Genomic DNA, 23,070 nt, shown 5'->3' with positions numbered 1-23,070 from the left:
CCTGCAAACGCTAGCGTAGAAGGGGGAATACGCTAAGGAGCATCACACCATGGACCCAACACTGATCAGCGTCCGGGACGAGGTCTTTCGCCGCAATCCGGGCGAAACCGAGTTCCACCAAGCCGTAGTCGAAGTCTTCGACAGTTTGGAGCCGGTCCTCCGGAAGCACCCCGAGTTCCGGGAAGCCGCCATCCTTGAGCGGATCTGCGAACCGGAACGCCAGATCATCTTCCGGGTCCCCTGGGTGGATGACAAAGGCCAGGTGCAGATCAACCGGGGCTTCCGCGTGGAGTTCAACTCGGCCCTCGGCCCGTTCAAGGGCGGACTGCGGTTCCATCCTTCGGTCTACCTGGGCATCGTTAAGTTCCTCGGTTTTGAGCAGATCTTCAAGAATGCCCTGACCGGGATGCCCATCGGCGGGGGCAAAGGAGGATCCGATTTCGATCCGCGCGGCAAATCGGACGCCGAGGTCATGCGCTTCTGCCAGTCCTTCATGACCGAGCTGTACCGCCACATCGGCGAGTACACCGACGTTCCGGCCGGCGACATTGGTGTGGGCGGCCGCGAAATCGGCTATTTGTTCGGCCAGTACAAGCGCATCACCAACCGCTACGAGTCCGGAGTACTGACCGGCAAGGGTACCGGCTGGGGCGGTTCCCTGGTGCGTCCCGAAGCTACCGGCTTTGGCGTGGTGCTGTTTGTGGAAGAAATGCTCAAGACCCGCAACCTGAGCCTGGAGGGACAGCGCGTCATTGTTTCCGGTTCCGGAAACGTGGCCATCAACGCCATCGCGAAAGCACAGTCGCTCGGCGCAACAGTCATTGCGTGCTCCGATTCCCAGGGCTACGTGGTGGATGAAACCGGCATTGATGTGCCGCTGCTGCGCGAGGTGAAGGAGGTGGAGCGCGGCCGCATGACCGACTACGCCAAGCGCCGGGGCAGCTCCGCCGCCTACGTTCCCGGCGGCTCGATCTGGAACGCCGGCGCCACGGTGGCGCTGCCCTGCGCGACCCAGAATGAGTTGAACGCAGCGGACGCCCGGACACTGGTGGAATCCGGCGTCTTGGCGGTGGCCGAAGGTGCCAACATGCCCTGTACTCCGGAAGCCATTGAGATCTTCCAGGAGGCCGGCGTGCTGTTCGGCCCGGGCAAGGCCGCCAATGCGGGCGGCGTGGCCACCTCGGCGCTGGAAATGCAGCAGAACGCCAGCCGCGATTCATGGTCCTTCGAACACACCGAACGCCGTCTGACGGAAATCATGGTCAACATCCACGACAACTGCGCGCAGACCGCGGAAAAATACGGCTCCCCCGGAAACTACGTGGTGGGCGCGAACATCACCGGTTTTGTCCGGGTGGCTGATGCCATGCTCGCCCAGGGCATCATCTGAGGCTGCCTCAGAGCCAGTCCACGGTCCAGCCTAAAAGGTGCAGCGAACGGTGAAGATGGCCTGTCAACTTCTCTGCAGTGACCTGAGACACTAGAGTGGAAGACCGGACAACATTCCTCCTGGCAGGTGTCCGCGTTTCCGGACCGACCTGCCGTGCAGCCGGTTGTTGCACCTCAACAAAGGAACAAAAGGCATATGGCAGACGAGGGAAACTTCTCGGACGTTCGGTTTCTGACAGTGTCAGAAGTCGCGGACGTCATGCGTGTGTCCAAGATGACCGTGTATCGTCTGGTGCACTCCGGTGAGCTGCCGGCAGTCCGTTTCGGGCGATCCTACCGGGTGCCCGAATCCGCGGTCCAGCAGGTGCTGAAAAATGCCGTGACGGACCGCCGGTCGGACACTGCGTAGCACTGTCACTGGATACCGCGGCGAGGCGGTACCCTGTTAAAGAACGTTTTACACCGTGGCAATTAACTGCCGGTGTCGACGCGGGTGCCAACGGTGCCAAAGCGTTGGAGCCGGCGTCTGACTATTTCAAGTTTGTGAGGACTCTGTGGGTTCAGTAATTAAGAAGCGCCGCAAGCGTATGGCAAAGAAGAAGCATCGTAAGCTGCTTCGCAAGACCCGCCACCAGCGTCGCAACAAGAAGTAACCAGGATCTTTCCTGGACAAGCCCGCCGCCCTTCTGGGCCGGCGGGTTTGTCATTTAAGGGCAGGGCAGCTGGTGAACCCCTAGCGGGAGCGGACCCAGGAAAAACCGCGCCACAATCCGTACGCGCCTCCCGCCACCGTGGCACCCTTCAGCCCCAGGGTTGCGGCACGGCGGCCGGACCGGAAGTCGTAGATGGTCCAGTTACGGTCCCTGGCATGGCGGCGCAGCCGTGCATCCGGGTTGATGGCCACGGGGTGGCCGACCATGCTGAGCAATGGAACGTCGTTGTAGGAATCGCTGTATGCCCAGCACTGCTGCAGGTCGAGGTTTTCTTTCTCCGCCAGGACGCGTACGCCCTCGGCCTTGGCAGGACCGTGCAGGAACTCGCCCACCAGGCGTCCGGTGTACAGGCCGCCGTCAATTTCGCTCACCGTTCCCAGAGCCCCGGTCAGGTGCAGCCGTTCGGCAATTACGGAGGCCACTTCCACGGGCGTGCCGGTGACCAGCCACACGGGGCGGCCGGATTTCATGTGCTGTTCGGTGAGGGCGCGGGTTCCGGGCCAGATCTTGGATTCGATCATCTCGTCATAGACTTCTTCGCCCAGAATCCGGATATCCGAGGCAGCCAAGCCGGTGGCCAGCGTCAGCGCGGCGTCACGCACCGAATGAACGTCCTTGAGATTCTCGCCCTGCAGCATGAACCGCAGCTGCTTGCGGGCAAAGCCAAACGCCTCGCGAAGCGTGAAGACCCTGCGCTGGTACATTTTGCGCCCCACATGGAAGAGGCTTGCTCCGCGCATCAGGGTGTTGTCGACGTCGAAGAACGCAGCCCCGCCAGGTTTGACCGCCGCTGCCGTGGGCTCGGCGGCTCGTACTGCGGTGGTTCTGGGCATACCCCGAGTCTACGCAAAAAGTTGTGTCCGGTGCCCTCGGACGAAATACGGCACGGGAAATCGTTACAGAGGCTAATTTAGAGGTATGACTTCATCACCTGCTGCACCGGATGTCCTCCTGCTCACGCGTCCGGGATGCCACCTGTGTGCGGATGCGCGCTCGGTGCTTGAACGAATCAAAAAGGACCTGCCCATCAGCTGGCGTGAACAATCCATCGAGGGCGACGAGGACCTGACGTCCCGGTTCGGCGAGGAGATTCCCGTGCTTCTGATCGACGGCGTGCAGCGGGACTTCTGGCAGCTTGATGAAAAAAGGATCCGCCGGCTTCTGGCAGCCTGGCGCCCGGAAAAAACAGCAACGGATCGAGACCTGTGAGTACTTCGGAGGAACCCGCACCGGCTGGAGTTGTCCACCGGCATATTCCGCCTGCGTCCCTGGCCCGCCTCACCATTTACCTGCGTGCACTGGGCGCCTTGCTGGCGGACGGAGTGGAGCGTGTCTCCTCCGACGAACTGGCCGAAGCTGCGGGAGTGAACTCTCCCAAACTTCGCAAGGACCTGTCCTACCTTGGCTCCTATGGCACCCGGGGCGTGGGTTACGAGGTCTCGTATCTGAGCGACCAGATTTCGGCCGCACTGGGGCTGACACGCAACTGGAGGGTCGCCATCGTCGGTGCCGGACACCTGGGTAAAGCGCTTGCCGGGTATCCGGGGTTCGGATCGCGCGGCTTTGAAGTGGTGGCACTGCTCGACGCCGACCAAATGGTCATCGGCCAGGAAGTCGGCTGGCTGCGGGTAAGCCCCGTGAAGGACCTGGAGGGCGTGGTTCAACGGACGAGGGCCAACATGGCGGTGCTCTCTGTTCCCGCTGACGTGGCCCAGGAACTGTGCGACAGGCTCATCGAGAGCGGCATCACCAGCATCCTGAGCTTCGCGCCCGTGGTGCTTCAGGTTCCGGACCATGTCCAGCTGCGCAAGGTGGACATGGCCACGGAGCTCCAGATCCTGGCCTACCACGCCCAGCGGGCCCAGGCTTCGGAAATAGCAGCGAAGGCCCGGGCGCGACTGGGCACGTAGCCGGCCGCCGTCGTCGTGCTTCCCGTCAGGACTCGCCGAGATACTGGCTGCGCCGGGGCCGGAAGTACCTGGCGCAGTCGCGCCGGTACAGCAGCGCAAGCCCTGCGGCAGCCACCAGCAGGGCCACCGTCTGGGGAACTGCGGCGTTCAGGAAGGCCGCGACGAGCGCTGCGGCAACCAGCACCGAGCCGCCGATCCGCGCCCAGTTGCGTCCTTCCCGGATCATGAAGGCGAACAGCAGATAGAGGCCGAAGACCACCAGTGCGGCGGCGAGGGCAATAAATTGCAGGGCAGCCGCGTACTCGCTGGTGTCAACGCCCAGCTCTCCCAGCTGAACAACGAGGGGCGGCAGCTCAGTGATCGGTGCACGGCCGGCCTGCACCCCGCTGATAAGGCTGATGAAACCCGCCAGCAGGATCAGGGCGAAGGCCAGCCGGACGGCACGCGGCCGCGGCCCCTTCCATTCGCTGTAGGGAATACGGGCAGGCAAAGCAGGAGCGGGGACGGCAGAGGGCATATCGGGAACCACCACGCCGGCCAGCTCTCTGTGCCTGGGTGCCGGCGGCGCCGGATGTTTTTCCGTGGGGCGGGTCACGGACACCGGCTCGCTGCCGGGTTCCCTGGGGCCGGATCGCGCCGTTCGGATGCGTGCAGTGATCATTGTTCGCACCTTGGTGCCCAGGGTGGAAACACGGGTTTTTTGTGGATTGGGGGAAGCAGGAAGGGAACTCATCGCGGGTGCCGCCTTCGTCCAAAGGGATACGCTCTCCGCGCCTGGATGGGCTGCCCATCCCAGCGGGAGATCAAACGCTACGCCGCTTCCCTGCTGTTGTGACCACTGCGGGCCCTCTCCGGGAGACCCGGGCACTAAAAAAGCCGGTCCGTGGAAACGGTCCGGCTTTTTTTGGTGCGTGCCGCCTCAGCAGCGGCTCCGGCTCCCTTGGAGGTCCGTCAGTAGGGTCCGAAACGCGGCTGGCTGCGGAAATATGGCTGGGACGCAGGGCGGTACAGCATGAAAACGCCGGCGATTCCGGCCAATGTGCCCAGCATGTTCAGCAGGTTCAGCGGCGAGGAGAAGGCGATTCCGGTCACCAGGGACAGCAGCAGCCCGACGGCGGATATCGCGGCGAACACTGTGGCAACAATCCGTGCCCAGTTCTTGCCCTTGCGGATCAGGACAGCCAGCAGGACGTAGATCAGCAGGGCGATTACCGCCACCACCACACCTACGGTCAGGAACGAGCTGCGCATCAGCTCCGCGGTGACGCCGGCATCCTCCATGTCCTGGCGGTCCGCGGGAGGAAGCGTGGCCAGCGGATCTTCAGCGCTGGAGAGCACCGTGATGATCATGGACAGGAAGGTCACGATGCCGGCAGCGATGATGAGCCAGAAGCCCGTCATAACCTCCCGGGGTGCCGGACCCTTAATGCCCGGAACCGGACCGCCGGATCCCGGATACGCATATCCGGATGGCTGCGGCGCCTGGTATCCGTAGGGGCTCTGCGGCTGCCCGTAAGGCTGTCCGTACGGCTGCTGTCCATACGGCTGCCCGTAGGGGGACGAATGCTGGCCGGGCTGATTGGGGGTTCCCGGCTGGCCGTAGGCGGGATACGGCTGGTCCTGCCCGTACTGCGGCGGCTGGGGAAGCCGCTGGCCGTACTTGGGCTGGTCATCGGCTGCGCCGGGATTCGAGGGAACGTTCGGATCCCGGGGATCCGGGGTATTCGGGGGAGTACTCATCGCCGCCTGCTTGCTCGTTGGTGCGGGTACTGCTTCCTGGAAGGAATGATCAGGGAACAGCAATCAGATCCATTCCAGCCTATCCCGGAGCATAAACAACGTAACACCCCGTCCCAAAGGCCGGGGTGTTACGTTGCAGCCCGCCGGAGCGGGAGTGATGCCTGTGTTACGCGGCAGCCACGAAGGCTGCGTCCACGCTGATGGTCACCTTGTCGCCGACCAGGACTCCGCCGGTTTCGAGTGCGGCGTTCCAGGTCAGGCCAAAGTCCTTGCGGCTGATGACGGTGGAGCCGGAGAAACCGGCACGGGTTGCGCCGAAGGGGTCCACTGCCACGCCGTTGAATTCGGTCTCCAGGACAACCGGGCGGGTGGTGCCCTTGATCGTCAGGTCGCCCGCCACGCGGTAGGTCTCGCCGGAACCTTCGATGCCGGTGACGGCGAAGGTCAGCTCGGGGAACTTCTCGACGTCGAAGAAATCGGCACCCTTGACGTGGCCGTCGCGGTTGGCGTCATTGGAATTGAAGGACGCGGACTGGATGACGGCATTGATGGTGGAATCCTCGAGGGAGGGGCCGATTTCCATCACGGCGGTGACATCGTCAAAGTTGCCGCGCACCTTGCTGATGCCGGCGTGGCGGACAGTGAAACCGATCTCGCTGTGCGAGCCGTCGAGGGTCCAAGTGCCGGTGATGAGTCCGCTGGGGATCATGAGGTGCTCCTGATGCTGGTAGATGTCGGGGAGACTCCCCGCTGCATGTTCATGCATTTGCATCAACTATCGCACGGTTTAGTTCAAGCTTCAACCATTGTGACGAATTTAGTCCTGCGCGCTCACTCTGCGAAACTTAGGAACATGTCGCGTGCCTCGATCCACCTCGTCCGTCATGGAGAAGTCTTCAACCCCGACGGAGTCCTTTACGGGCGCCTGCCGGAGTTTCACCTTTCCGAGCTTGGCCAGCAGATGGCCCGCCGCGTTGCCGGTTATTTTGAGGCGCAGAAGAACGACGGCGCCAAGCTCGTTCACCTCGTCGCCTCGCCTCTGACGCGGGCGCAGGAGACCGCCGCTCCCATCGCGGCGTCCCTCGGCCTGGGCATCACCACCGATGAGCGCATCCTGGAAGCCACCAACAAGTTCGAGGGGCTCTCCGGCGTCACCAGCCGGCTGCGCAACCCGCGCTACTGGCCGCTGATGTGCAACCCTTTCAAGCCGTCCTGGGGTGAACCGTATGCGGCCCAGGCCGCGCGTGTCATGGAGGCAGTCACCGACGCCCGGCTGCGCGCCGTCGAGCTCGGCGGCGACCGTGCCGAAGCCGTCCTGGTCAGCCATCAGCTGCCCATCTGGGTCACGCGGCTGTCCGCCGAGGGACGCAAACTCTGGCATGATCCCCGCAACCGGCAGTGCACGCTGACCTCCGTAACCTCCCTGGATTTCGACGGGGACACCCTGATCGGCGTCCGGTACGCCGAGCCCTCCGCGGATCTTCTGCCCGGTGCGGCGAACATTCCGGGAGCATAATAGAATTACTACGCGTTGTAGAAGTGGCCCCCCTGCCGCGATGAAAGCTGGAAATAGTTGAAGAATCCTCAGAGCACCCCCCAGCCGGATGCCATGCGCCGCCGCTCCTTCCTGAAGCTTGGCGCCGGCCTGGCTCTCGGCGTGCCTGCAGTTGCCGCAGCATCGGGCTGCGCCGTGGAGGATCCGCTTGCCGCGCAGGCCAAAGCGGGGGACAACAAGAACTACATCGCCGGTGACGGGTCCGTCACCGAATATGCCTCTGACCAGCGCGGCGAGCCCGTACAGCTGGAAGGCGCCCTGTTTGACGGCACCACCGTCTCGTCGTCGGAATTTGCCGGCAGCGTAGTGGTGCTGAACTTCTGGTACGCCGCCTGTGCGCCCTGCCGCAAGGAAGCCCCGGATCTGGTGGAACTCCACGATGCGTTCGAGCCCGAGGGGGCGCGCTTCTACGGTGTGAACATCAGGGATGAGCGCAACACCGCGGAAGCCTTCGAACGGTCGTTCAACATTCCCTATCCCAGCTTCCAGGACAAGGACGGCGGAATCCTACTGGCCATGACCCAGTTCGTGCCGCCGTCGGCCGTTCCCACCACGCTGGTCTTGGACCGCGAGGGCCGCGTGGCCGCCCGCATCCTCGGCCTGGCGGACAAGGGCACGTTGAAGGCCCTCATCTCCGACGCGCTGGCAGCCTAGCCGGCATGTTTGCTTCAGCCCTCACCGCCGGCGTGCCCGCTGCGCTGCCTGCCGCGAACGTTTTCGCCGAGACCATCCTGAACGGCTCCATGCTGCTGGCCATTCCGGTGGCAGCCCTGGCCGGGCTCGTTTCGTTCCTGTCCCCGTGCGTGCTGCCGCTGGTTCCCGGATACCTGGGCTACGTCACCGGCCTGACCGGTGTTGACCTCCAAAAGCAGCGCCGCGGACGGATGCTGGTGGGGATCGGCCTCTTCGTGCTGGGTTTTTCCGCCGTCTTTGTGATCATCGGCGCCGGCGTGGGCCAGCTGGGAGGCTGGCTGCGCGGTGCCGACCAGGCCTGGATTCCGCAGGTCCTGGGTGCGGCCATCATCGTCCTGGGCATTGTCTTCATGGGCGGCCTGAGCTGGTTCCAGCGGGACCGGAAAATCACCGCCCGCCCGCCGGCGGGGCTGTGGGGCGCACCGCTGCTGGGCATCACGTTCGGGCTGGGCTGGGCGCCCTGCCTCGGCCCGACCCTCTCGGCCGTGCAGCTGCTGTCCTTCTCCGGGGACGATGCCACCGCCGCCAAGGGCGCGTTCCTGACCTTCATCTACTGCCTTGGCCTGGGCCTGCCGTTCCTGCTGATCGCCCTGGGCTTCCGCCGCGGCATGGGCGCCCTGGGCGTCTTCCGCAGGCACCGGCTCGCACTGCAGCGATTCGGCGGCGGAATGCTGATTGCACTGGGTGTCCTGATGATCACAGGCGTCTGGAACATCTGGATCAACAATCTCCAAGGTTGGTTGGATAGTGTGACCCTGCCGATCTGATGCCTACGCCAATCCCGCTGACAAAAGACCAAGGACTCCCAGAGCCCATGCCCCGCCCAAACACCCTTCAAAGAACCATGAGAGCCAGTTGAAGCGCGAACCGGATGTTTTGACCGAAGCCGAGAAAAACGGCGCAAGTGGCTCCGGCGTGCCCGGCGGAGGCAAGGGCGGCAGGAACGGCGCCGGCGGCAAGGGCCGCGGCGGGGATGTCCAGCTGCCGTCCCTCGGCCCGCTGGGCATGCTGCGCTGGGCCTGGACCCAGCTCACCAGCATGCGCACGGCGCTGTTCCTGCTCCTGCTGCTGGCTGTGGCCGCTGTGCCGGGATCGCTGTTTCCGCAGCGGCCGGCCAACCCTGCCGTCGTCACGCAGTACCTGAAGGACAATCCGGACACCGGTCCCTGGCTGGACCGGCTGCAGCTCTTCGACGTGTATTCCTCGGTCTGGTTCTCGGCGATTTACCTGCTGCTGTTCATTTCCTTGATCGGGTGTGTCATTCCCCGGGCCAAGGCACACTACCGGGCCATGCGCTCCAAGCCGCCGCGCACACCCAAGAGGCTGTCCCGGCTGCCGGAGTACGGAACCCTGGCCGTGCCGGCGTCGTCGGGCCTCACTGCTGCCGCCGCTGTCAAGGAAGCCGCACAGATGCTGCGCAAGCGCGGCTACCGGGTGGATGTCCGGGACCTGGACACCGACCGCCCCTCCGTGGGGGCTGAACGCGGCTTCGCGAAGGAAATCGGAAACCTCGTGTTCCACACCGCCCTGATCGGGGTGCTGATCTGCATCGCCGTCGGCGGACTCTTTGGCTACAGCGGACAGAAGGTGGTGGTGGAGGGTGAATCCTTCGTCAACACCCTGGTGGGTTACGACTCGTTCACCCCGGGCACCAGTTTCACCGAGCAGCAGTTGGCGCCCTACTCGCTGACGCTGGACAAGTTCAGCGTCCGGTTCGACCGCGAGTCGCCCACCCACTACGGCCAGCCGCTGGACTTCACCGCCGACATGACGGTCAAGGAAAGCCCGGATGCCGCCGAGCACACCGAAACGCTCAAGGTCAACGCCCCGCTCACCATCGGCGGCAGCCGCGTCTACCTGGTCGGCAACGGTTATGCGCCCGTCGTCACCGTGCGCGACGGCGAGGGCAACATTGCACTGCAGGGTCCGGTTGTGTCCGTTCCCAGCGACGGCATGTACACGTCACTGATGGTGATCAAGGCGCCGGATGCCAAGCCGGACCAGCTCGGCTTCGTGGGCTTCTTCCTCCCCACGGCCATGCTCGACGAGCAGGGCGTGTCCTATTCAGGCGACCCGGATCCGATCAATCCGCAGCTGAACCTCAACGCCTACTACGGCGACCTGGGCCTGGACGACGGCGTGCCGAGCAACGTGTACGTCCTGGACACCGAGGATCTCACCGAGATCAACAGCCGCAACCTGGATGCCGGCGGCATTGTCCTGGGCGTCAACGAGACCTACGAGCTTCCCGACGGCAAGGGCTCCATCAGCTTTGACGGCATCAAGCGCTACGCCGCCCTGGACATCCACTACGATCCGGCGAAGATCTGGGTTCTGACCTTCGCCACCCTCTCCCTCGCCGGCCTGGCAGCGTCACTGTTCCTGGCCCGGCGCCGCGTTTGGGTCCGCACCGGAACCCATGCCGACGGCCGAATCATGGTCGAATACGGGCTCCTGGCCCGCGGTGAAGACCAGCGCCTGGCCACCGAGGCCGCAGCCGTCCGCGATCTGCTCCAAAAGCAGTGGTTGGCGGGTGCCGGCCCAGTGGAGGACAATGGCGCGGGGGGAACATCTGCCCCGGGCGCCGGACAGCACATGACAGACCGGGACGAAGAACCCGGAGCATCAGCGGACAGCAATGCCGCGCAGGAGAAGGAAACAGGTAAGGACTCGTAATGCCCTCCATCGATTACACCCTCGCTGAGTACAGCGAGCTGTTCATGCTGTTGGCGGCGTTCGCCTATACGGTGGCGTTCCTTGCCTTCACCTGGGACCTCGCCAAGAGCAGCAAAACCATCCATGCCGTGGAATCCAAGCTCACCGAGCAGCAGGCCGGGGCTTCGGTGCCCGCCCGCGCCGGCGCTGTCTCCGGCCCGTCCGCCCGCTCGGGCCGCGCCGGCTCCGACACGTATCTGGCGGACGGCAACGTGCGCGGCTGGGACGCCGACGGCACGACTGCCGACGGCGGTGCCGTGGCACAGACTGCTGATGCCTCCATGGGGTACGTTGGAGCGCGCCGCAACGCCGCGCGCGTCGGCGTTGCGCTGACCATCCTGGGTGCGTTGATCCACACCGCAGCCGTGGTCGCCCGCGGGCTCGCCGCCCACCGGGTGCCCTGGGGCAACATGTACGAGTTCTGCACCACCGGCGCCCTCGTGGTTGCCGTCGTCTTCCTGCTGGTCCTGCTCAAGCGTGACCTGCGCTTCCTGGGCACGTTCGTGCTGGCATTGGTCCTGATCATGATGATGGTGGCGACCATTGGCTTCCCGACGCCGGTGGCCCACCTGATCCCGGCACTGCAGAGCTACTGGCTCATCATTCACGTGTCGGTGGCGGTTATTGCTTCCGCGCTGTTCACGCTCACGTTCGCCATGTCCGTCCTGCAGCTGCTGCAGGCGGACCGCGAGTCCAAGATCCGCGCCGGCGGCACCTCCAAACTCGCATTCCTGCGCATTGTTCCGTCCGCCCAGGCGCTGGAAAACTTCGCCTACCGCATCAATGCCGTGGCCTTCGTGCTGTGGACGTTCACCCTCATGGCCGGGTCCGTATGGGCTGAGCAGGCCTGGGGCCGGTACTGGGGCTGGGATACCAAGGAAGTCTGGACCTTCGTGATCTGGGTCGTGTACGCCGGCTACCTGCACGCCCGCGCCACCCGCGGCTGGACCGGTACCCGTGCCGCCTGGCTCTCGATCGTCGGCTTCCTCTGCGTGGTCTTCAACTTCACGATCGTGAACGTCTTCTTCGCCGGCCTGCACAGCTACTCCGGCGTCTAACGCGCTTATTGGCTTTCGGCCGCAAAAACCCGTCCTCCGGTTCGCCGGGCGGCGGGTTTTTGCTTTCTCGGTGCAGGGTCCTGCTGGAACAGTGGGGCACCGACGGCGCCAGACCTGGACGACAGGCAGCCGCCAGACCCGACCCCCGCCGCCGGGCAGCAAAAAACCCGCCCCCGTGATGCCGGGAGCGGGTTCTGCGGTTCAACACCGGAAAGGTCTACGTGGTGGGCTTTTCGTCGTCGTTCTTCTTGGTCCCGGACTGCTTTTCACGCTCACGCAGTTCGGCTTCGCGCCGCTTGAGCTCGGCTTCCTTCTCCTGCTGCCGACGGCGGATCGCCAGGTTGCGCAGGAACTCCGGGTCGTCATCGGGTGCGGTGGGATGCCGGACCTTGCGGTTCTTCGGCTCCGGGCCGCTCTTGGGCCGTCCAAACAGGAACCACAGGAGCGCGCCGATCACCGGCAACAGCACGATCGTGAAGATCCATGCAGTCTTTGAGATGCTGCGCACCTCCTGCGCCCGCGACATGACGCAGTCGATGATGGCGTAAATAATGACGGCGGCGACAATGATGACACCGAAAAGCACGAGGCGAGGCATGACTCAATTGTAGGGGAGCGCACCTGACCTTCAGCTGTGAGTTCCAAGCCGGGCGGGTCGAACAGCTTCCAACCCGGTCCTGAAGACGCCCGCCGCAGGAACAGCCACTAGAATGGCGGTGTGGCTTTCTGGAAATTTACCGCTCTCCGCCTTGGTTTGGTGGCCGTCTTCTTTGCAGCATGCGTGTGGCTTGGGCTGGGCCTTGTGCTCTCCGCCATTGTCGGTGCCGTCCTGGCGTGGTGCGTGACGTACCTGTTCTTCCGCGAGATGCGCGACGAAGCGGCGCGCACTGTTCAGCAGCGCTTCCACGGCAACAACCCGCGGACCACAAACCGCGTTGAACGCGACGACGCCGGTGCTGAAGACAGCCTGCTGGACGCGCACCCGGATGTGCAGATCAACTCAGACCGCCGTCCCCGCGACGAGAAGTAAGCACGATCCCGGGCGTTATCCCTAGGCCAGCAGCCGGGTAAGGACGAGTCCGAGGCTGTACAGCAGTGCGAAGCCCAGATTGATCAGCCCGGTCTGCTGCAGGACCGGGATCAGGCTCCGGCGCTTCTTGCCCTTGAGCATGAGCCAGCTGGGCATCAGGCAGGCCGGAATCAGCAGCAGCACCAGCAGCACCCAGGGGTAGTCGGCCGCGAGGAACAGCGGCAGCAGGATGGCCACCGCCAGCATCATTACGTAGCTGATGCGGGCAGCCTCGTCGCCCAGCCGCACGGCCAGGGTCCGTTTACCAGCCTCGCGGTCAGTCGGGATGTCCCGAACGTTGTTGGCCATCAGCAGCGCCATCGCGATCAGTCCGGTACCCACGGCACCAATCAGCGCAGGCAGGCTGACCTGTCCGGCCTGCGTGTACGTGGTGCCCAGGGTTGCCACCAGACCAAAGAACACAAACACGAAGACGTCGCCCAGACCCAGGTAGCCGTAGGGGTTGCGGCCGCCCGTGTAACCCCAGGCCGCCGCGACGCAGCCCACTCCCACCAGAATCAGGAACCAGGCCGAGGACAGGACGACCAGGGCCAGACCGGCAACCATGGCAGCACCAAAGCAGGCGAAGGCCGCGTACTTGACCTGATTGGCACGTGCCGCGCCGGATCCGGTCAGCCGCAGCGGGCCCACCCGGTTGTCATCAGTTCCGCGGATGCCGTCCGAGTAGTCGTTGGCGTAATTCACGCCCACCTGCAGCAGGATGGCCACCAGTGCGGCGAGCACGGCATTCAGGGGTTTGAACGACCCCAGGTCATACGCCGCGGCCGTGCCGATAATGACCGGCGCCACTGCCATCGGCAGGGTGCGGGGGCGGGCTCCTTCTAACCACTGCGCGGCTGTAGCCACAATCAACGTCCTCTTGTTCTCGTGTTGGTTCTGATGGTTTTCAACGTTCCAATGAGCCGGAGGCCGGCCGTGAAACCCGCAGGGAAGGCGGGCGCCGGCGGCTCAGGGGTGGGTGTGCCCGGCGGCCGCCAGGAGGCGCCGGAGCCCCACCCGGTCGGTTTTGCCGTTGGCCAGCAGGGGCAGGGCCTCAAGCAACAGCACCACCTTGGGCACGGCAGGCTTTCCCAGCGCCGAGCGGACGGCGTCCCGCACCTTTTCAGGATCTACGGAGCCGACGACGGCGGCACCCACCAGGCTGCCCCACTCCGGGCTGTCCAGTCCCAGCACCACGGCCTCGGACACTTCAGGCAGCTGTTCGATGGCGGCGCTCACGGAGGCGGCGGAAATCTTGATGCCGCCACTGACGATGACGTCATCCAGCCTTCCCGAGACCGTCACCCGCCCGTTCCGCACGTCGCCCGTGTCATCGGTCCGGTACCAGCGTTTGCCGGAATTAAAGCGGAAACGTTCAGCGGTCAGCTCCGGCTGTCCCATGTAACCGTCGGCCAGGATGTCACCGGCAATCCAGAGAGCACCGGATTCCATCTGGACATCGACACCGGGAAGCGGCACGCCGTCGTACACGCAGCCGCCGCAGGTTTCACTCATGCCGTACGTGGTCACCACGTTCAGGCCCAGGGCGGCGGCGTCGGCGAGCAGACCGGCGCCGGCGGGTGCACCGCCGAGCAGGATGGCGTTGAAACGGCGGAGCACGCGCAGGGTCTCCGGCTCCACGTTGGTCAGCAGCCGGTGCAGCTGCGTGGGCACCAGGGAGGTGAACCGGTTGCGGTCCGTCATTTGTTCCGCAGCCTGTGTGAAGCGCGCAGCGCTGAAAGAACCGGAGGTGTCCATGAAAACCGGCTGGGTCCCTGCGTACAGCGACCGGATCAGGACCTGGACGCCGGCAATGTAGTGTGCCGGCAGCGCCATCAGCCACTGCCCGTCAGCGTGCAGCGCCATGGCCGTGGCCATGGAGGACGCCGCAAGGGCATCGGTGCTGAGCATCGTCTGCTTGGGGGTTCCGGTGGACCCGGAGGTGCTGATCACCAGCGCGATGTCATCGTTGGGCAGTTCCCCGGAGAAGGTCTGGTTCGGGTCCGCATGCGGAGCGACCGCCGGACCTTCACCGGCGAGGGCGTCTGCCAGCGGAGCCAGCAGCGCCTCGGCATTGAACCCGGCGGGAGTGTGGACGGTCAGCAGTTCCATGGCGGCGGCTTAGAAGTAGTAGGGGAAGGAGGACCAGTCGGGGTCCCGTTTCTCAAGGAAGGCTTCTTTGCCTTCCACTGCCTCATCGGTCATGTAGGCCAGCCGGGTGGCTTCCCCGGCGAAGACCTGCTGTCCGGCCAGGCCGTCATCGGCCAGGTTGAACGCGAACTTCAGCATGCGGATGGCCTGCGGGGACTGCCGGGCAATGTCCGCGGCGTAGTCCAGGGCGACCTTTTCCAGGTTCTCGTGGTCCACGGCTTCGTTGACCGCGCCCATGGCCACCATGTCCTCGGCGGAATACTCCCGGGCGAGGAAGAAGATCTCACGGGCCTTCTTCTGGCCGATCTGCCGGGCCAGCAGCGCCGAACCGTAGCCGGCGTCGAAACTGCCCACCGTGGCGTCGGTCTGCTTGAACTTCCCGTGCTGGCGGGAGGCGATGGTCAGGTCCGAGACCACGTGCAGGCTGTGCCCGCCGCCGGCGGCCCAGCCGTTGACGACGGCGATGACCACCTTGGGCATGGTGCGCATCAGGCGCTGGACTTCCAAGATGTGCAGCCGGCCGGCGCGGGCCGGATCGATGGTTTCCCGGGTCTCGCCCTCGGCGTACCGGTAGCCGTCGCGGCCGCGGATCCGCTGGTCTCCGCCGGAGCAGAAGGAATGCCCGCCGTCCTTGGGGGAGGGGCCGTTGCCGGTGAGCAGAACCGTGGCAACGTCGGGGGTCATCCGGGCATGGTCCATGGCCCGGTACAGCTCATCCACCGTGCCCGGGCGGAACGCGTTGCGGACCTCCGGACGGTTGAACGCGATGCGCACGGTGGGCAGGTCACGCACGATCCCGCCGTCGGCCGAGCGCTCCACTTGGCGGTGGTAGGTCATGTCCTGCAGGTCCTCGAACCCGGAGACAAGACGCCACTGCTGCGGGTCGAAAATATCGGACACCTGTTCAGGAAGATCTGTGCTCACAGTTCCGAGTTTATCGCTCCATCCCAAACCCACTGTGCGGGACCCCGTGGGGGCACTGCGCAGAAGCCGTCCCTCCGGCCCGGTTTGCCCCCGCGGCAGGTATTTCGTGCCGCTGGACTGTCCGGCCCGCCGCTCCCGGCCTAGCGTGGGTTTCATGGCTGGTTCCGCTCCGGGGATCGATGGCCCGGCAACAGAAGCAATGCTCAAGCTCGGCAGATTTTTCACCCGCTGGGATGAGACCGACGACGGCCGTGCCGTGTTCCGGGAGGGCGGGCGCAAGGGCGATTCGTTCTACCGGAACCGGTGGAGCCATGACAAGGTGGTGCGCTCCACCCACGGAGTGAACTGCACGGGATCCTGCTCCTGGAAGGTCTACGTCAAAGACGGGATCATCACCTGGGAGGCGCAGGAAACCGACTATCCCACGGTGGGACCGGACCGCCCCGAATATGAGCCTCGGGGCTGCCCGCGCGGTGCCGCATTCTCCTGGTACACCTATTCACCCACCCGCGTGCGCTATCCGTATATCCGCGGCGTGCTTCTGGAAATGTACCGGGCGGCGAAGAAGGACACAGGGGATCCGGTGCTGGCCTGGGAACAGGTGGTCGGTGATCCCGAAGGCCGCCGCACCTATCAGCAGGCCCGCGGCAAGGGGGGACTGGTCCGCTCCAGCTGGGCCGAGGCGCTGGAAATGACAGCCGCGGCGCACGTGGCCACGATCAAGAACTACGGTCCGGACCGCTGCACCGGCTTCTCTCCCATTCCGGCCATGTCCATGGTGTCCCACGCAGCCGGCGCGCGGTTCATCAACCTCATCGGCGGGGTGATGAACAGCTTCTACGACTGGTACGCGGACCTGCCGGTGGCCAGCCCGCAGGTTTTCGGGGACCAGACCGATGTGCCCGAGTCCGGGGACTGGTGGGATGCCACCTACCTGATGATGTGGGGCTCCAACATCCCGGTCACCCGCACCCCGGACGCCCACTGGATGGTGGAGGGGCGCTACCGCGGGACAAAGGTGGTTTCGGTCAGCCCCGACTACGCGGACAACACCAAGTTCGCGGACGAGTGGCTCCCTGCCCAGGCCGGATCAGACGGTGCGCTCGCCATGGCCATGGGCCACGTGATTCTCAAGGAGAACTTCGTGGACCGCAGGGTTCCGTTCTTCGAGGACTATGTCCGCCAGTTCACTGACCTCCCGTTCCTGGTCTCGGTGGACACCCGCGCCGACGGAACGGTGGTTCCGGGCAAGTTCCTCACCGCCGCGGACCTCGGCGGGCGTGAGTCCGGAGCCGCAGACGCCGCCTTCAAGACGGTGCTGCTGGACCGCGACGCCGGTACCCCCGTTGTGCCCAACGGTTCAGTGGGCTTCCGCTACAACGACGGCGACGCCGGGAAATGGAACCTGGACCTGCAAGGCGTGGTTCCGGCGCTGTCCATCGCTGATGCTTCCTCCTGGCAGGGGGAAACCAGCAGGGTGGACCTTCCGGCCTTCACCGATCCCAGCGGCGTGGGCTCCGTGATGCGCCGCGGCGTGCCGGTCGCGACGGTCGCCGGACGCACGGTGACTACGGTCTTTGACCTGATGCTCGCCCAATACGGGGTGGGCAGGGACGGACTGCCGGGGGAGTGGGCCGCCGGATATGACGACGCAGAAACCCCCTACACTCCTGCCTGGCAGGAGGAAGTCACCAATGTGTCCCCTGAAGCGGTTATCCGCACCGCCCGTGAGTTCTCGGCCAACGCTGAAAAGTCCAAGGGCCGGTCCATGATCATCCTCGGCGCCGGAATCTGCCAGTGGTACCACGGGGACGTTACCTACCGGGCAATCCTTGCGATGCTCATGCTCACCGGCTGCGAGGGCCGCAACGGCGGCGGCTGGGCTCACTATGTGGGCCAGGAAAAGTGCCGGCCGATCACCGGCTGGGCGGCAATGGCGTCGGCCGGAGACTGGAACCGGCCTCCCCGGTTCATGATCGGCACCGCCTTTTGGTACATGCACACCGACCAGTTCCGTTCCGACGGCTATTCCTCTGATTCCATGCAGTCGCCGCTGGCGCAGGGGCACCTGCGCGGGATGCACACCGCAGATGTGATCGCCAAGTCCACCCGCATGGGCTGGATGCCGTTCTTCCCGCAGTTTGACGCCAAGAATTCGCTGGATGTGGCCGACGAGGCAGCGGCCGGCGTGGCCCGCGGCGAGGCAGCCAATGAAGCGTCCTGGGTGGCCCGGCGGCTCAAGGACGGCCGGCTGCGGTTTGCCGTGGAGGACGTGGATGCGCCGGAGAACTGGCCTCGAACCCTGGTTCTGTGGCGTTCCAACCTGCTGGGTTCCTCAGCCAAGGGGGAGGAGTATTTCCAGAAGCATCTGCTGGGCACCCTGAACAACGTGATGGGGAAGGATCACGGCGAATCCCGGCCCGCCGACGTCGTCTGGCGGGACAACGCACCGGAGGGCAAGCTGGACCTGCTGGTGTCCGCTGATTTCCGGATGACCAGTTCCACCCTGCTCTCCGACGTCGTGTTCCCGGCCGCCACCTGGTACGAGAAATACGACCTCTCCTCCACGGACATGCATCCGTATGTGCATGCGTTCACGCCCGCCATCGCACCGCCGTGGGAAGCAAAGACGGACTACGATCTTTTCCGGCTGCTGGCCGAGGAAGTCTCCCGCCAGTCCGTGACCCATCTGGGCGTCCGGAAGGACCTGGTGGCTACGGCCCTGACGCATGACACCCCGGGCGAAATTGCCCAGCCCGGCGGCCACGCCCCGGACTGGAAGGGCACCGACATTCCGGCGATCCCGGGCAAGAACCTGCCCGAGCTTAAAGTGGTGGAGCGGGACTACACGGCCATTGCGCAGAAGTTCGTGGCTGTCGGGCCGCTGGCGGACAAGCTGGGCCTGGTCACCAAGTTCGTGAAGTATGACGTCACCAGGCCGGTGCAGGAGCTGGCCCGGATGCACGGGGTGTATGACCGGGGCGCTGCGGCGGGCCGCCCGGCCGTGGATACGGATGCGCGGATGGCCGAGGCCATCCTGCGGCTCTCCGGAACCACCAACGGGGAACTGGCGGTGCAGGGTTTCCGGACCTTGGAGAAGCGGACCGGCACCCCGCTGGCGGACCTGGCCGAGGGTGCGGAGGACAAGAAGATCACCTTCCGCGACACCCAGGACCGGCCCACGCCGGTGATCACGTCGCCGGAATGGTCGGGCTCGGAAACCGGCGGGCGGCGCTACGCACCGTTCACCATCAACATTGAGCGGCTCAAGCCCTTCCACACGCTGACCGGCCGGATGCACTTCTTCCTGGACCATGACTGGATGCAGGACATGGGGGAGGCCCTGCCGATCTACCGGCCGCCGCTGGACATGCATCGATTGTTCGGAGAACCGCAGCTGGGCACCCGAGGCGACCTGTCGGTGGCGGTGCGCTATCTGACGCCGCACAACAAATGGTCCATCCATTCCGAATACCAGGACAACCTGCTGATGCTCTCGCTCTCCCGCGGCGGAACTGCCGTATGGATGAGTACGCAGGACGCTGCACTGATTGAAGTTAATGACAATGACTGGGTGGAGTGCATCTCCAACAACGGGGTCCTGGTGGGACGGGCCATTGTGTCCAGCCGGATGCCGGCCGGAGTCATCTATGTCCATCACGCCCAGGAACGCATCATTGACGTGCCCAAGTCGGAGGCGACCGGCCGGCGCGGCGGGATCCACAACTCGGTGACCCGCATCCTGGTCAAGCCCACCCACATGATCGGCGGTTACGCGCAGCTGTCCTGGGCCTTCAACTACCTGGGTCCCACCGGCAACCAGCGTGACATTGTTTCCGTTGTCCGCAAGCGTTCCCAGAAAGTGGCGTACTGATGCGAATCATGGCCCAAACAGCAATGGTGATGGCGCTGGACAAGTGCATCGGCTGCCACACCTGCTCCGTTACCTGCAAACAGGCGTGGACCAACCGGGCAGGCACTGAATACGTCTGGTTCAACAACGTGGAGACCCGTCCCGGGCAGGGGTATCCGCGCCGTTACGAGGACCAGGAGAAGTGGAAGGGCGGCTGGGAACTGAACAGCCGCGGCAAGCTGAAGCTGAAGGCCGGCGGCCGGCTGGCCAAGCTCTTTGGCATCTTCGCCAGCCCGGTCCAGCCGGAGCTGGATGACTACTACGAGCCGTGGACCTACGATTACGAAAACCTGATCAACGCTCCCGCCGGCAACGATTTTCCGGTGGCGAAGCCGAAGTCCCTGATTACCGGCGAGGACATGAAGATCGAGTGGTCCGCCAACTGGGATGACAGCCTGGGCGGTTCGCCCCGCACCCAGCTCAGCGACCCGGTGCTGGAAAAGATGCGCCGCGAGGCGGAGGAGAAGGTGAAGCTGGAATTCGACTCCACCTTCATGTTTTATCTGCCGCGGATCTGCGAGCACTGTTTGAATCCCTCCTGCATGGCGTCCTGCCCGTCCGGTGCGATCTACAAACGCGAAGAGGACGGGATTGTGCTGGTGGACCAGGACCGCTGCCGCGGCTGGCGGCAGTGCGTGACCGGCTGCCCGTACAAAAAGATGTACTTCAACCACCGCTCGGGCAAGGCAGAGAAGTGCACCTTCTGCTATCCGCGCATCGAGGTGGGCCTGCCCACGGTGTGCGCCGAGACCTGTGTGGGCCGGCTGCGCTACATTGGCATCTTCCTGTACGACGCCGACCGGGTCACAGCTGCCGCTTCGGTCCCGGATGAAAAGGACCTGTACGAGGCCCAGCTGGATCTGATGATGGATCCCAATGACCCGGAGGTGCTTGCCGCGGCGAGGGCCGAGGGCATTCCGGAGGACTGGCTGGAGGCCGCCCGGCGCTCGCCGGTGTACGCACTGGCCAAGACCTTCCGGGTGGCACTGCCGCTGCATCCGGAGTACCGCACCATGCCCATGGTCTGGTACGTGCCGCCGCTGTCCCCGATCGTGGATGTGCTGAAGGAACAGGGGCACGACGGCGAGAGCGCGGATAATCTGTTCGGCGCCATCGAGGCGCTGCGGATCCCCGTGGAGTATCTGGCGGAGCTGTTCACTGCGGGGGACACTGACCTGGTCACCGGTGTACTGCGCAAGCTCGCCGCGATGCGCGCCTACATGCGGAACATCACCCTCGGTGACGCCCCCGATGAACAGATTGCCGCCGATGTTGGAATGACCGGCGAACAGATCGTGGCCATGTACCGGCTGATGGCCATCGCCAAGTATGAGGAGCGCTACGTCATTCCCAGTGCCCATCTCGAGGACGCCCACAACCTGGAGGAAATCGGCTGTTCCCTGGATGTGGACGGAGGCCCCGGAATGGGGCAAACCGGTGTCTTCGGCGAAGCCTCCGGGCGGCCGATGCCCGTTGCGGTGGAAAACTTCGCCGCCTTGCAGGCCCGCCAGCGCGGGGACGATCCCACCGGCAACGGCGATCTCGGCGGCCGCGTCAACCTGTTGAACTGGGACGGGCGGGGGTCTCCCAGGGGCCTGTTTCCAGCTGACGGCAACCGCGGTGTGCCCGGAACCACCGGCGGTACCCAGTCCGAAAGCGGCATCGGCGCCGGTTACGACCAGGCCGAGGGCGACGGACCTGACCAGCAGGGAGGTGGCCGGTGAGCCTGCTGGAGAAACTGCTCGGCAAGCCCGGCAAAGGAACCGTCGAGCCGGAGCCGTACAAGGATGCCCATCCCCGGCGCAGCGCCGTCGTCCGGCAGGTCTGCGGGCTGCTGCTGGAGTATCCCGACCAGGAACTGGTGGACCTGGTGCCGTCCATGCGTGCGGCGCTCGCCGAAGCCGGCGCGGATGCCGAACCGCTGGATGAGCTGCTCTCCTGGCTGACCGTCGAACCGCTGCCCGAGGTGCAGTCGAATTATGTCCAGGAATTTGACCTGTCGAAGCGGCACAGCCTGCACCTGACCTACTGGACCGACGGCGACACCCGCCGCCGCGGTGAGGCGCTCGCAGCCTTCAAAGAGGTCTACCGGGCACACGGCGCCCTGCCCGAAGGCTCCGAGCTGCCGGACTACCTGCCGCTGGTGCTGGAATTCGCCGCCAAGGTTTCCCCGTCGGACGGCTACGAACTGCTGCAGCGCTACCGGCCCTCGCTGGAACTGCTGCGGCTGGCACTGCGCGATGACAATCTTCCGTACTCCGGAGCCCTGGCCCTGGTCTGCTCGACCCTGCCCGGGGTTTCTCCCGAGGACCGGCAAACGGTCATGCAGACGGCCGGCTACGGGCCGCCCACGGAAACGGTGGGCCTGGAACCTTACAGTTCCCGGCTGCTGCCGGTGCATGAAAGGAACGCGCCATGATACGTGCGGACGTACCTCCGCCGGCCAACGTGCAGGTGGGTTTGGGCGACGTGATGCTCTGGGGCGTGCTGCCCTACGTGGTGCTGGCCGTACTCATTCTGGGCTCAATCTGGCGCTACCGGTATGACCAGTTCGGCTGGACCACCCGCTCCTCCCAGCTGTACGAATCCCGGCTGCTGCGCATTGCCTCTCCACTGTTCCACTTTGGCATCCTGGCGGTGATCGTGGGCCACTTTGTGGGGCTGGTCATCCCGAAGACCTGGATGGATGCCATCCGGATCAATGAGGACCGGTACCACTTCTTTGCCCTCAGCGTGGGCTCCATTGCCGGGTTCGCCACGCTTGTGGGGATCGTCCTGCTGATCTACCGGCGGCGGACCACCGGGCCGGTCTTTATGGCCACCACCCGGAATGACAAAGTGATGTACATCTTCCTGCTGGCCGCCATCCTGGCCGGGCTGGCCACCACCGTTTTCTCCGTCTTCGACGCCGGGATCGTGAATTACCGGGACACCGTGGCGCCGTGGTTCCGCTCCATTTTCATTTTCCAGCCGGACATTGCCGCGATGACCGCAGCGTCCCTTTCCTTCAAGATCCACACCCTGTGGGGGCTGGCGCTGTTTGCGCTCTGGCCGTTCACCCGTCTGGTCCATGCCTTCACCGCACCGGTGCAGTACCTGTTCCGCCCGTACATCGTCTACCGCTCCCGCGGAAAGAGACCTGCACCCGGGTCACCCACGCCGCGCGGCAGCTGGGCTCCGGTAGGCACTCCGGACCGCAACCGCAAAGGCACACCCCGGAACTGATGCGCCGGCACCAGC

23 protein-coding genes are annotated in these 23,070 nt (G+C 65.0%); 15 read left to right on the top strand and 8 right to left on the bottom strand.

Features of this window, described 5'->3' with window-relative positions; translation table 11 throughout:
* Positions 1-49: 49 nt before the first annotated feature.
* The 3 genes from gdhA (at position 50) to MUG94_RS14840 (ending at position 2,042) form a co-directional block, all read left to right on the top strand.
* Positions 50-1,390 (top strand): NADP-specific glutamate dehydrogenase, encoded by a 1,341-nt coding sequence (gdhA, locus tag MUG94_RS14850; RefSeq protein ID WP_227890487.1) that lies wholly within the window; start codon positions 50-52, stop codon positions 1,388-1,390.
* A gap of 195 nt (positions 1,391-1,585) precedes the next feature.
* Positions 1,586-1,798 carry a helix-turn-helix domain-containing protein gene (locus MUG94_RS14845; protein WP_227906916.1) on the top strand — a complete coding sequence of 71 codons (213 nt, stop codon included), beginning with the start codon at positions 1,586-1,588 and terminating at the stop codon, positions 1,796-1,798.
* A gap of 145 nt (positions 1,799-1,943) precedes the next feature.
* Positions 1,944-2,042, top strand: a complete 99-nt coding sequence (locus MUG94_RS14840; RefSeq protein WP_003792170.1) for a 30S ribosomal protein bS22 — start codon at positions 1,944-1,946, stop codon at positions 2,040-2,042.
* A gap of 80 nt (positions 2,043-2,122) precedes the next feature.
* On the opposite strand, the gene MUG94_RS14835 is transcribed toward MUG94_RS14840, so the two are convergent.
* Positions 2,123-2,935 (bottom strand): HAD family hydrolase, encoded by an 813-nt coding sequence (locus tag MUG94_RS14835; protein ID WP_227890485.1) that lies wholly within the window; start codon positions 2,933-2,935, stop codon positions 2,123-2,125.
* An 85-nt stretch (positions 2,936-3,020) separates the two neighbouring features.
* Here MUG94_RS14835 and MUG94_RS14830 point away from each other — a divergent pair, with 85 nt between their 5' ends.
* Entirely contained in the window at positions 3,021-3,311 is a 291-nt protein-coding gene (locus MUG94_RS14830) for a glutaredoxin family protein (RefSeq protein ID WP_227890484.1), read from the top strand.
* Positions 3,308-4,012, top strand: a complete 705-nt coding sequence (locus tag MUG94_RS14825) for a redox-sensing transcriptional repressor Rex (protein WP_227890483.1) — start codon at positions 3,308-3,310, stop codon at positions 4,010-4,012. The genes MUG94_RS14830 and MUG94_RS14825 overlap by 4 nt, the downstream gene beginning before the upstream one ends.
* Before the next feature lie 25 nt (positions 4,013-4,037).
* Here MUG94_RS14825 and MUG94_RS14820 read toward each other — a convergent pair whose 3' ends face one another.
* From MUG94_RS14820 to MUG94_RS14810, 3 genes are all read right to left on the bottom strand, one after another.
* Positions 4,038-4,745: a hypothetical protein gene (locus MUG94_RS14820; protein WP_227906914.1), complete on the bottom strand. Its 708-nt coding sequence runs from the start codon at positions 4,743-4,745 to the stop codon at positions 4,038-4,040.
* 218 nt (positions 4,746-4,963) lie between these two features.
* A complete protein-coding gene (locus MUG94_RS14815) occupies positions 4,964-5,752 on the bottom strand; it encodes an ABC transporter permease family protein (protein ID WP_227906912.1) in 789 nt (262 codons plus the stop codon).
* A 166-nt stretch (positions 5,753-5,918) separates the two neighbouring features.
* The gene (locus MUG94_RS14810; protein WP_227906906.1) at positions 5,919-6,461 is read right to left on the bottom strand and encodes a YceI family protein; all 543 of its coding nucleotides are present in this window, start codon (positions 6,459-6,461) and stop codon (positions 5,919-5,921) included.
* Between the two features lie 144 nt (positions 6,462-6,605).
* Between MUG94_RS14810 and MUG94_RS14805 the strand changes: the two genes are divergently transcribed.
* The 5 genes from MUG94_RS14805 to ccsB all read left to right on the top strand — a co-directional run bounded on the left by MUG94_RS14805 (position 6,606) and on the right by ccsB (position 11,773).
* Entirely contained in the window at positions 6,606-7,268 is a 663-nt protein-coding gene (locus MUG94_RS14805; protein ID WP_227906905.1) for a histidine phosphatase family protein, read from the top strand.
* Between the two features lie 93 nt (positions 7,269-7,361).
* Positions 7,362-7,961, top strand: coding sequence for a TlpA family protein disulfide reductase (locus tag MUG94_RS14800; protein ID WP_227906985.1), 600 nt, complete (start codon positions 7,362-7,364; stop codon positions 7,959-7,961).
* 5 nt (positions 7,962-7,966) lie between these two features.
* A complete protein-coding gene (locus MUG94_RS14795; protein WP_227906903.1) occupies positions 7,967-8,767 on the top strand; it encodes a cytochrome c biogenesis CcdA family protein in 801 nt (266 codons plus the stop codon).
* Between the two features lie 238 nt (positions 8,768-9,005).
* The gene (gene resB, locus MUG94_RS14790) at positions 9,006-10,676 is read left to right on the top strand and encodes a cytochrome c biogenesis protein ResB (RefSeq protein WP_227906983.1); all 1,671 of its coding nucleotides are present in this window, start codon (positions 9,006-9,008) and stop codon (positions 10,674-10,676) included.
* Positions 10,676-11,773, top strand: coding sequence for a c-type cytochrome biogenesis protein CcsB (gene ccsB / locus MUG94_RS14785; protein WP_227906901.1), 1,098 nt, complete (start codon positions 10,676-10,678; stop codon positions 11,771-11,773). Before resB ends, ccsB begins: the two co-directional genes overlap by 1 nt.
* A 217-nt stretch (positions 11,774-11,990) precedes the next feature.
* Here ccsB and MUG94_RS14780 read toward each other — a convergent pair whose 3' ends face one another.
* A complete protein-coding gene (locus MUG94_RS14780; protein ID WP_227890476.1) occupies positions 11,991-12,371 on the bottom strand; it encodes a PLD nuclease N-terminal domain-containing protein in 381 nt (126 codons plus the stop codon).
* Positions 12,372-12,491: 120 nt separating this feature from the next.
* On the opposite strand from MUG94_RS14780, the gene MUG94_RS14775 reads away from it, so the two are divergent.
* Positions 12,492-12,803 carry a DUF4229 domain-containing protein gene (locus tag MUG94_RS14775; RefSeq protein ID WP_227890475.1) on the top strand — a complete coding sequence of 104 codons (312 nt, stop codon included), beginning with the start codon at positions 12,492-12,494 and terminating at the stop codon, positions 12,801-12,803.
* A gap of 21 nt (positions 12,804-12,824) precedes the next feature.
* Here MUG94_RS14775 and MUG94_RS14770 read toward each other — a convergent pair whose 3' ends face one another.
* From MUG94_RS14770 to MUG94_RS14760, 3 genes are all read right to left on the bottom strand, one after another.
* Positions 12,825-13,709 carry a 1,4-dihydroxy-2-naphthoate polyprenyltransferase gene (locus MUG94_RS14770; protein ID WP_227906899.1) on the bottom strand — a complete coding sequence of 295 codons (885 nt, stop codon included), beginning with the start codon at positions 13,707-13,709 and terminating at the stop codon, positions 12,825-12,827.
* A 102-nt stretch (positions 13,710-13,811) separates the two neighbouring features.
* Positions 13,812-14,954 carry an AMP-binding protein gene (locus MUG94_RS14765; RefSeq protein ID WP_227890473.1) on the bottom strand — a complete coding sequence of 381 codons (1,143 nt, stop codon included), beginning with the start codon at positions 14,952-14,954 and terminating at the stop codon, positions 13,812-13,814.
* A 9-nt stretch (positions 14,955-14,963) separates the two neighbouring features.
* Positions 14,964-15,917, bottom strand: a complete 954-nt coding sequence (locus MUG94_RS14760; RefSeq protein ID WP_227906896.1) for a 1,4-dihydroxy-2-naphthoyl-CoA synthase — start codon at positions 15,915-15,917, stop codon at positions 14,964-14,966.
* A 154-nt stretch (positions 15,918-16,071) separates the two neighbouring features.
* Between MUG94_RS14760 and MUG94_RS14755 the strand changes: the two genes are divergently transcribed.
* From MUG94_RS14755 to narI, 4 genes are read left to right on the top strand one after another with little or no spacing between them, the layout of a single operon-like run.
* Entirely contained in the window at positions 16,072-19,791 is a 3,720-nt protein-coding gene (locus MUG94_RS14755) for a nitrate reductase subunit alpha (protein WP_227906895.1), read from the top strand.
* Complete coding sequence (gene narH / locus MUG94_RS14750; RefSeq protein ID WP_227906892.1) at positions 19,791-21,554, top strand: nitrate reductase subunit beta; 1,764 nt, start codon at positions 19,791-19,793, stop codon at positions 21,552-21,554. Before MUG94_RS14755 ends, narH begins: the two co-directional genes overlap by 1 nt.
* A complete protein-coding gene (gene narJ, locus MUG94_RS14745; RefSeq protein WP_227906890.1) occupies positions 21,551-22,249 on the top strand; it encodes a nitrate reductase molybdenum cofactor assembly chaperone in 699 nt (232 codons plus the stop codon). The genes narH and narJ overlap by 4 nt, the downstream gene beginning before the upstream one ends.
* Complete coding sequence (gene narI / locus MUG94_RS14740; RefSeq protein ID WP_227906888.1) at positions 22,246-23,055, top strand: respiratory nitrate reductase subunit gamma; 810 nt, start codon at positions 22,246-22,248, stop codon at positions 23,053-23,055. Before narJ ends, narI begins: the two co-directional genes overlap by 4 nt.
* The last annotated feature ends 15 nt before the right edge of the window (positions 23,056-23,070 follow it).

The sequence above is a fragment of the Arthrobacter gengyunqii genome (assembly GCF_023022985.1).
GTDB classification, from domain to species: Bacteria; Actinomycetota; Actinomycetes; order Actinomycetales; family Micrococcaceae; genus Arthrobacter_B; species Arthrobacter_B gengyunqii.
The sequence above is the reverse complement of the archived record's forward strand: the minus strand, read 5'-3'. Positions and strand labels throughout refer to the sequence as shown.

What these genes read in the sequence shown, in the direction of transcription:
- MUG94_RS14795 (WP_227906903.1), top strand. Translation starts at nt 7,967, where the DNA reads ATGTTTGCTTCAGCCCTCACCGCCGGCGTGCCCGCTGCGCTGCCTGCC.
- MUG94_RS14800 (WP_227906985.1), top strand. Translation starts at nt 7,362, where the DNA reads ATGCGCCGCCGCTCCTTCCTGAAGCTTGGCGCCGGCCTGGCTCTCGGC.
- MUG94_RS14845 (WP_227906916.1), top strand. Translation starts at nt 1,586, where the DNA reads ATGGCAGACGAGGGAAACTTCTCGGACGTTCGGTTTCTGACAGTGTCA.
- MUG94_RS14820 (WP_227906914.1), bottom strand. Translation starts at nt 4,745, where the DNA reads ATGAGTTCCCTTCCTGCTTCCCCCAATCCACAAAAAACCCGTGTTTCC.
- MUG94_RS14805 (WP_227906905.1), top strand. Translation starts at nt 6,606, where the DNA reads ATGTCGCGTGCCTCGATCCACCTCGTCCGTCATGGAGAAGTCTTCAAC.
- ccsB (WP_227906901.1), top strand. Translation starts at nt 10,676, where the DNA reads ATGCCCTCCATCGATTACACCCTCGCTGAGTACAGCGAGCTGTTCATG.
- resB (WP_227906983.1), top strand. Translation starts at nt 9,006, where the DNA reads ATGCTGCGCTGGGCCTGGACCCAGCTCACCAGCATGCGCACGGCGCTG.
- MUG94_RS14780 (WP_227890476.1), bottom strand. Translation starts at nt 12,371, where the DNA reads ATGCCTCGCCTCGTGCTTTTCGGTGTCATCATTGTCGCCGCCGTCATT.
- MUG94_RS14835 (WP_227890485.1), bottom strand. Translation starts at nt 2,935, where the DNA reads ATGCCCAGAACCACCGCAGTACGAGCCGCCGAGCCCACGGCAGCGGCG.
- MUG94_RS14755 (WP_227906895.1), top strand. Translation starts at nt 16,072, where the DNA reads ATGGCTGGTTCCGCTCCGGGGATCGATGGCCCGGCAACAGAAGCAATG.
- narI (WP_227906888.1), top strand. Translation starts at nt 22,246, where the DNA reads ATGATACGTGCGGACGTACCTCCGCCGGCCAACGTGCAGGTGGGTTTG.
- MUG94_RS14830 (WP_227890484.1), top strand. Translation starts at nt 3,021, where the DNA reads ATGACTTCATCACCTGCTGCACCGGATGTCCTCCTGCTCACGCGTCCG.
- MUG94_RS14765 (WP_227890473.1), bottom strand. Translation starts at nt 14,954, where the DNA reads ATGGAACTGCTGACCGTCCACACTCCCGCCGGGTTCAATGCCGAGGCG.
- MUG94_RS14815 (WP_227906912.1), bottom strand. Translation starts at nt 5,752, where the DNA reads ATGAGTACTCCCCCGAATACCCCGGATCCCCGGGATCCGAACGTTCCC.
- MUG94_RS14810 (WP_227906906.1), bottom strand. Translation starts at nt 6,461, where the DNA reads ATGATCCCCAGCGGACTCATCACCGGCACTTGGACCCTCGACGGCTCG.
- narH (WP_227906892.1), top strand. Translation starts at nt 19,791, where the DNA reads ATGCGAATCATGGCCCAAACAGCAATGGTGATGGCGCTGGACAAGTGC.
- gdhA (WP_227890487.1), top strand. Translation starts at nt 50, where the DNA reads ATGGACCCAACACTGATCAGCGTCCGGGACGAGGTCTTTCGCCGCAAT.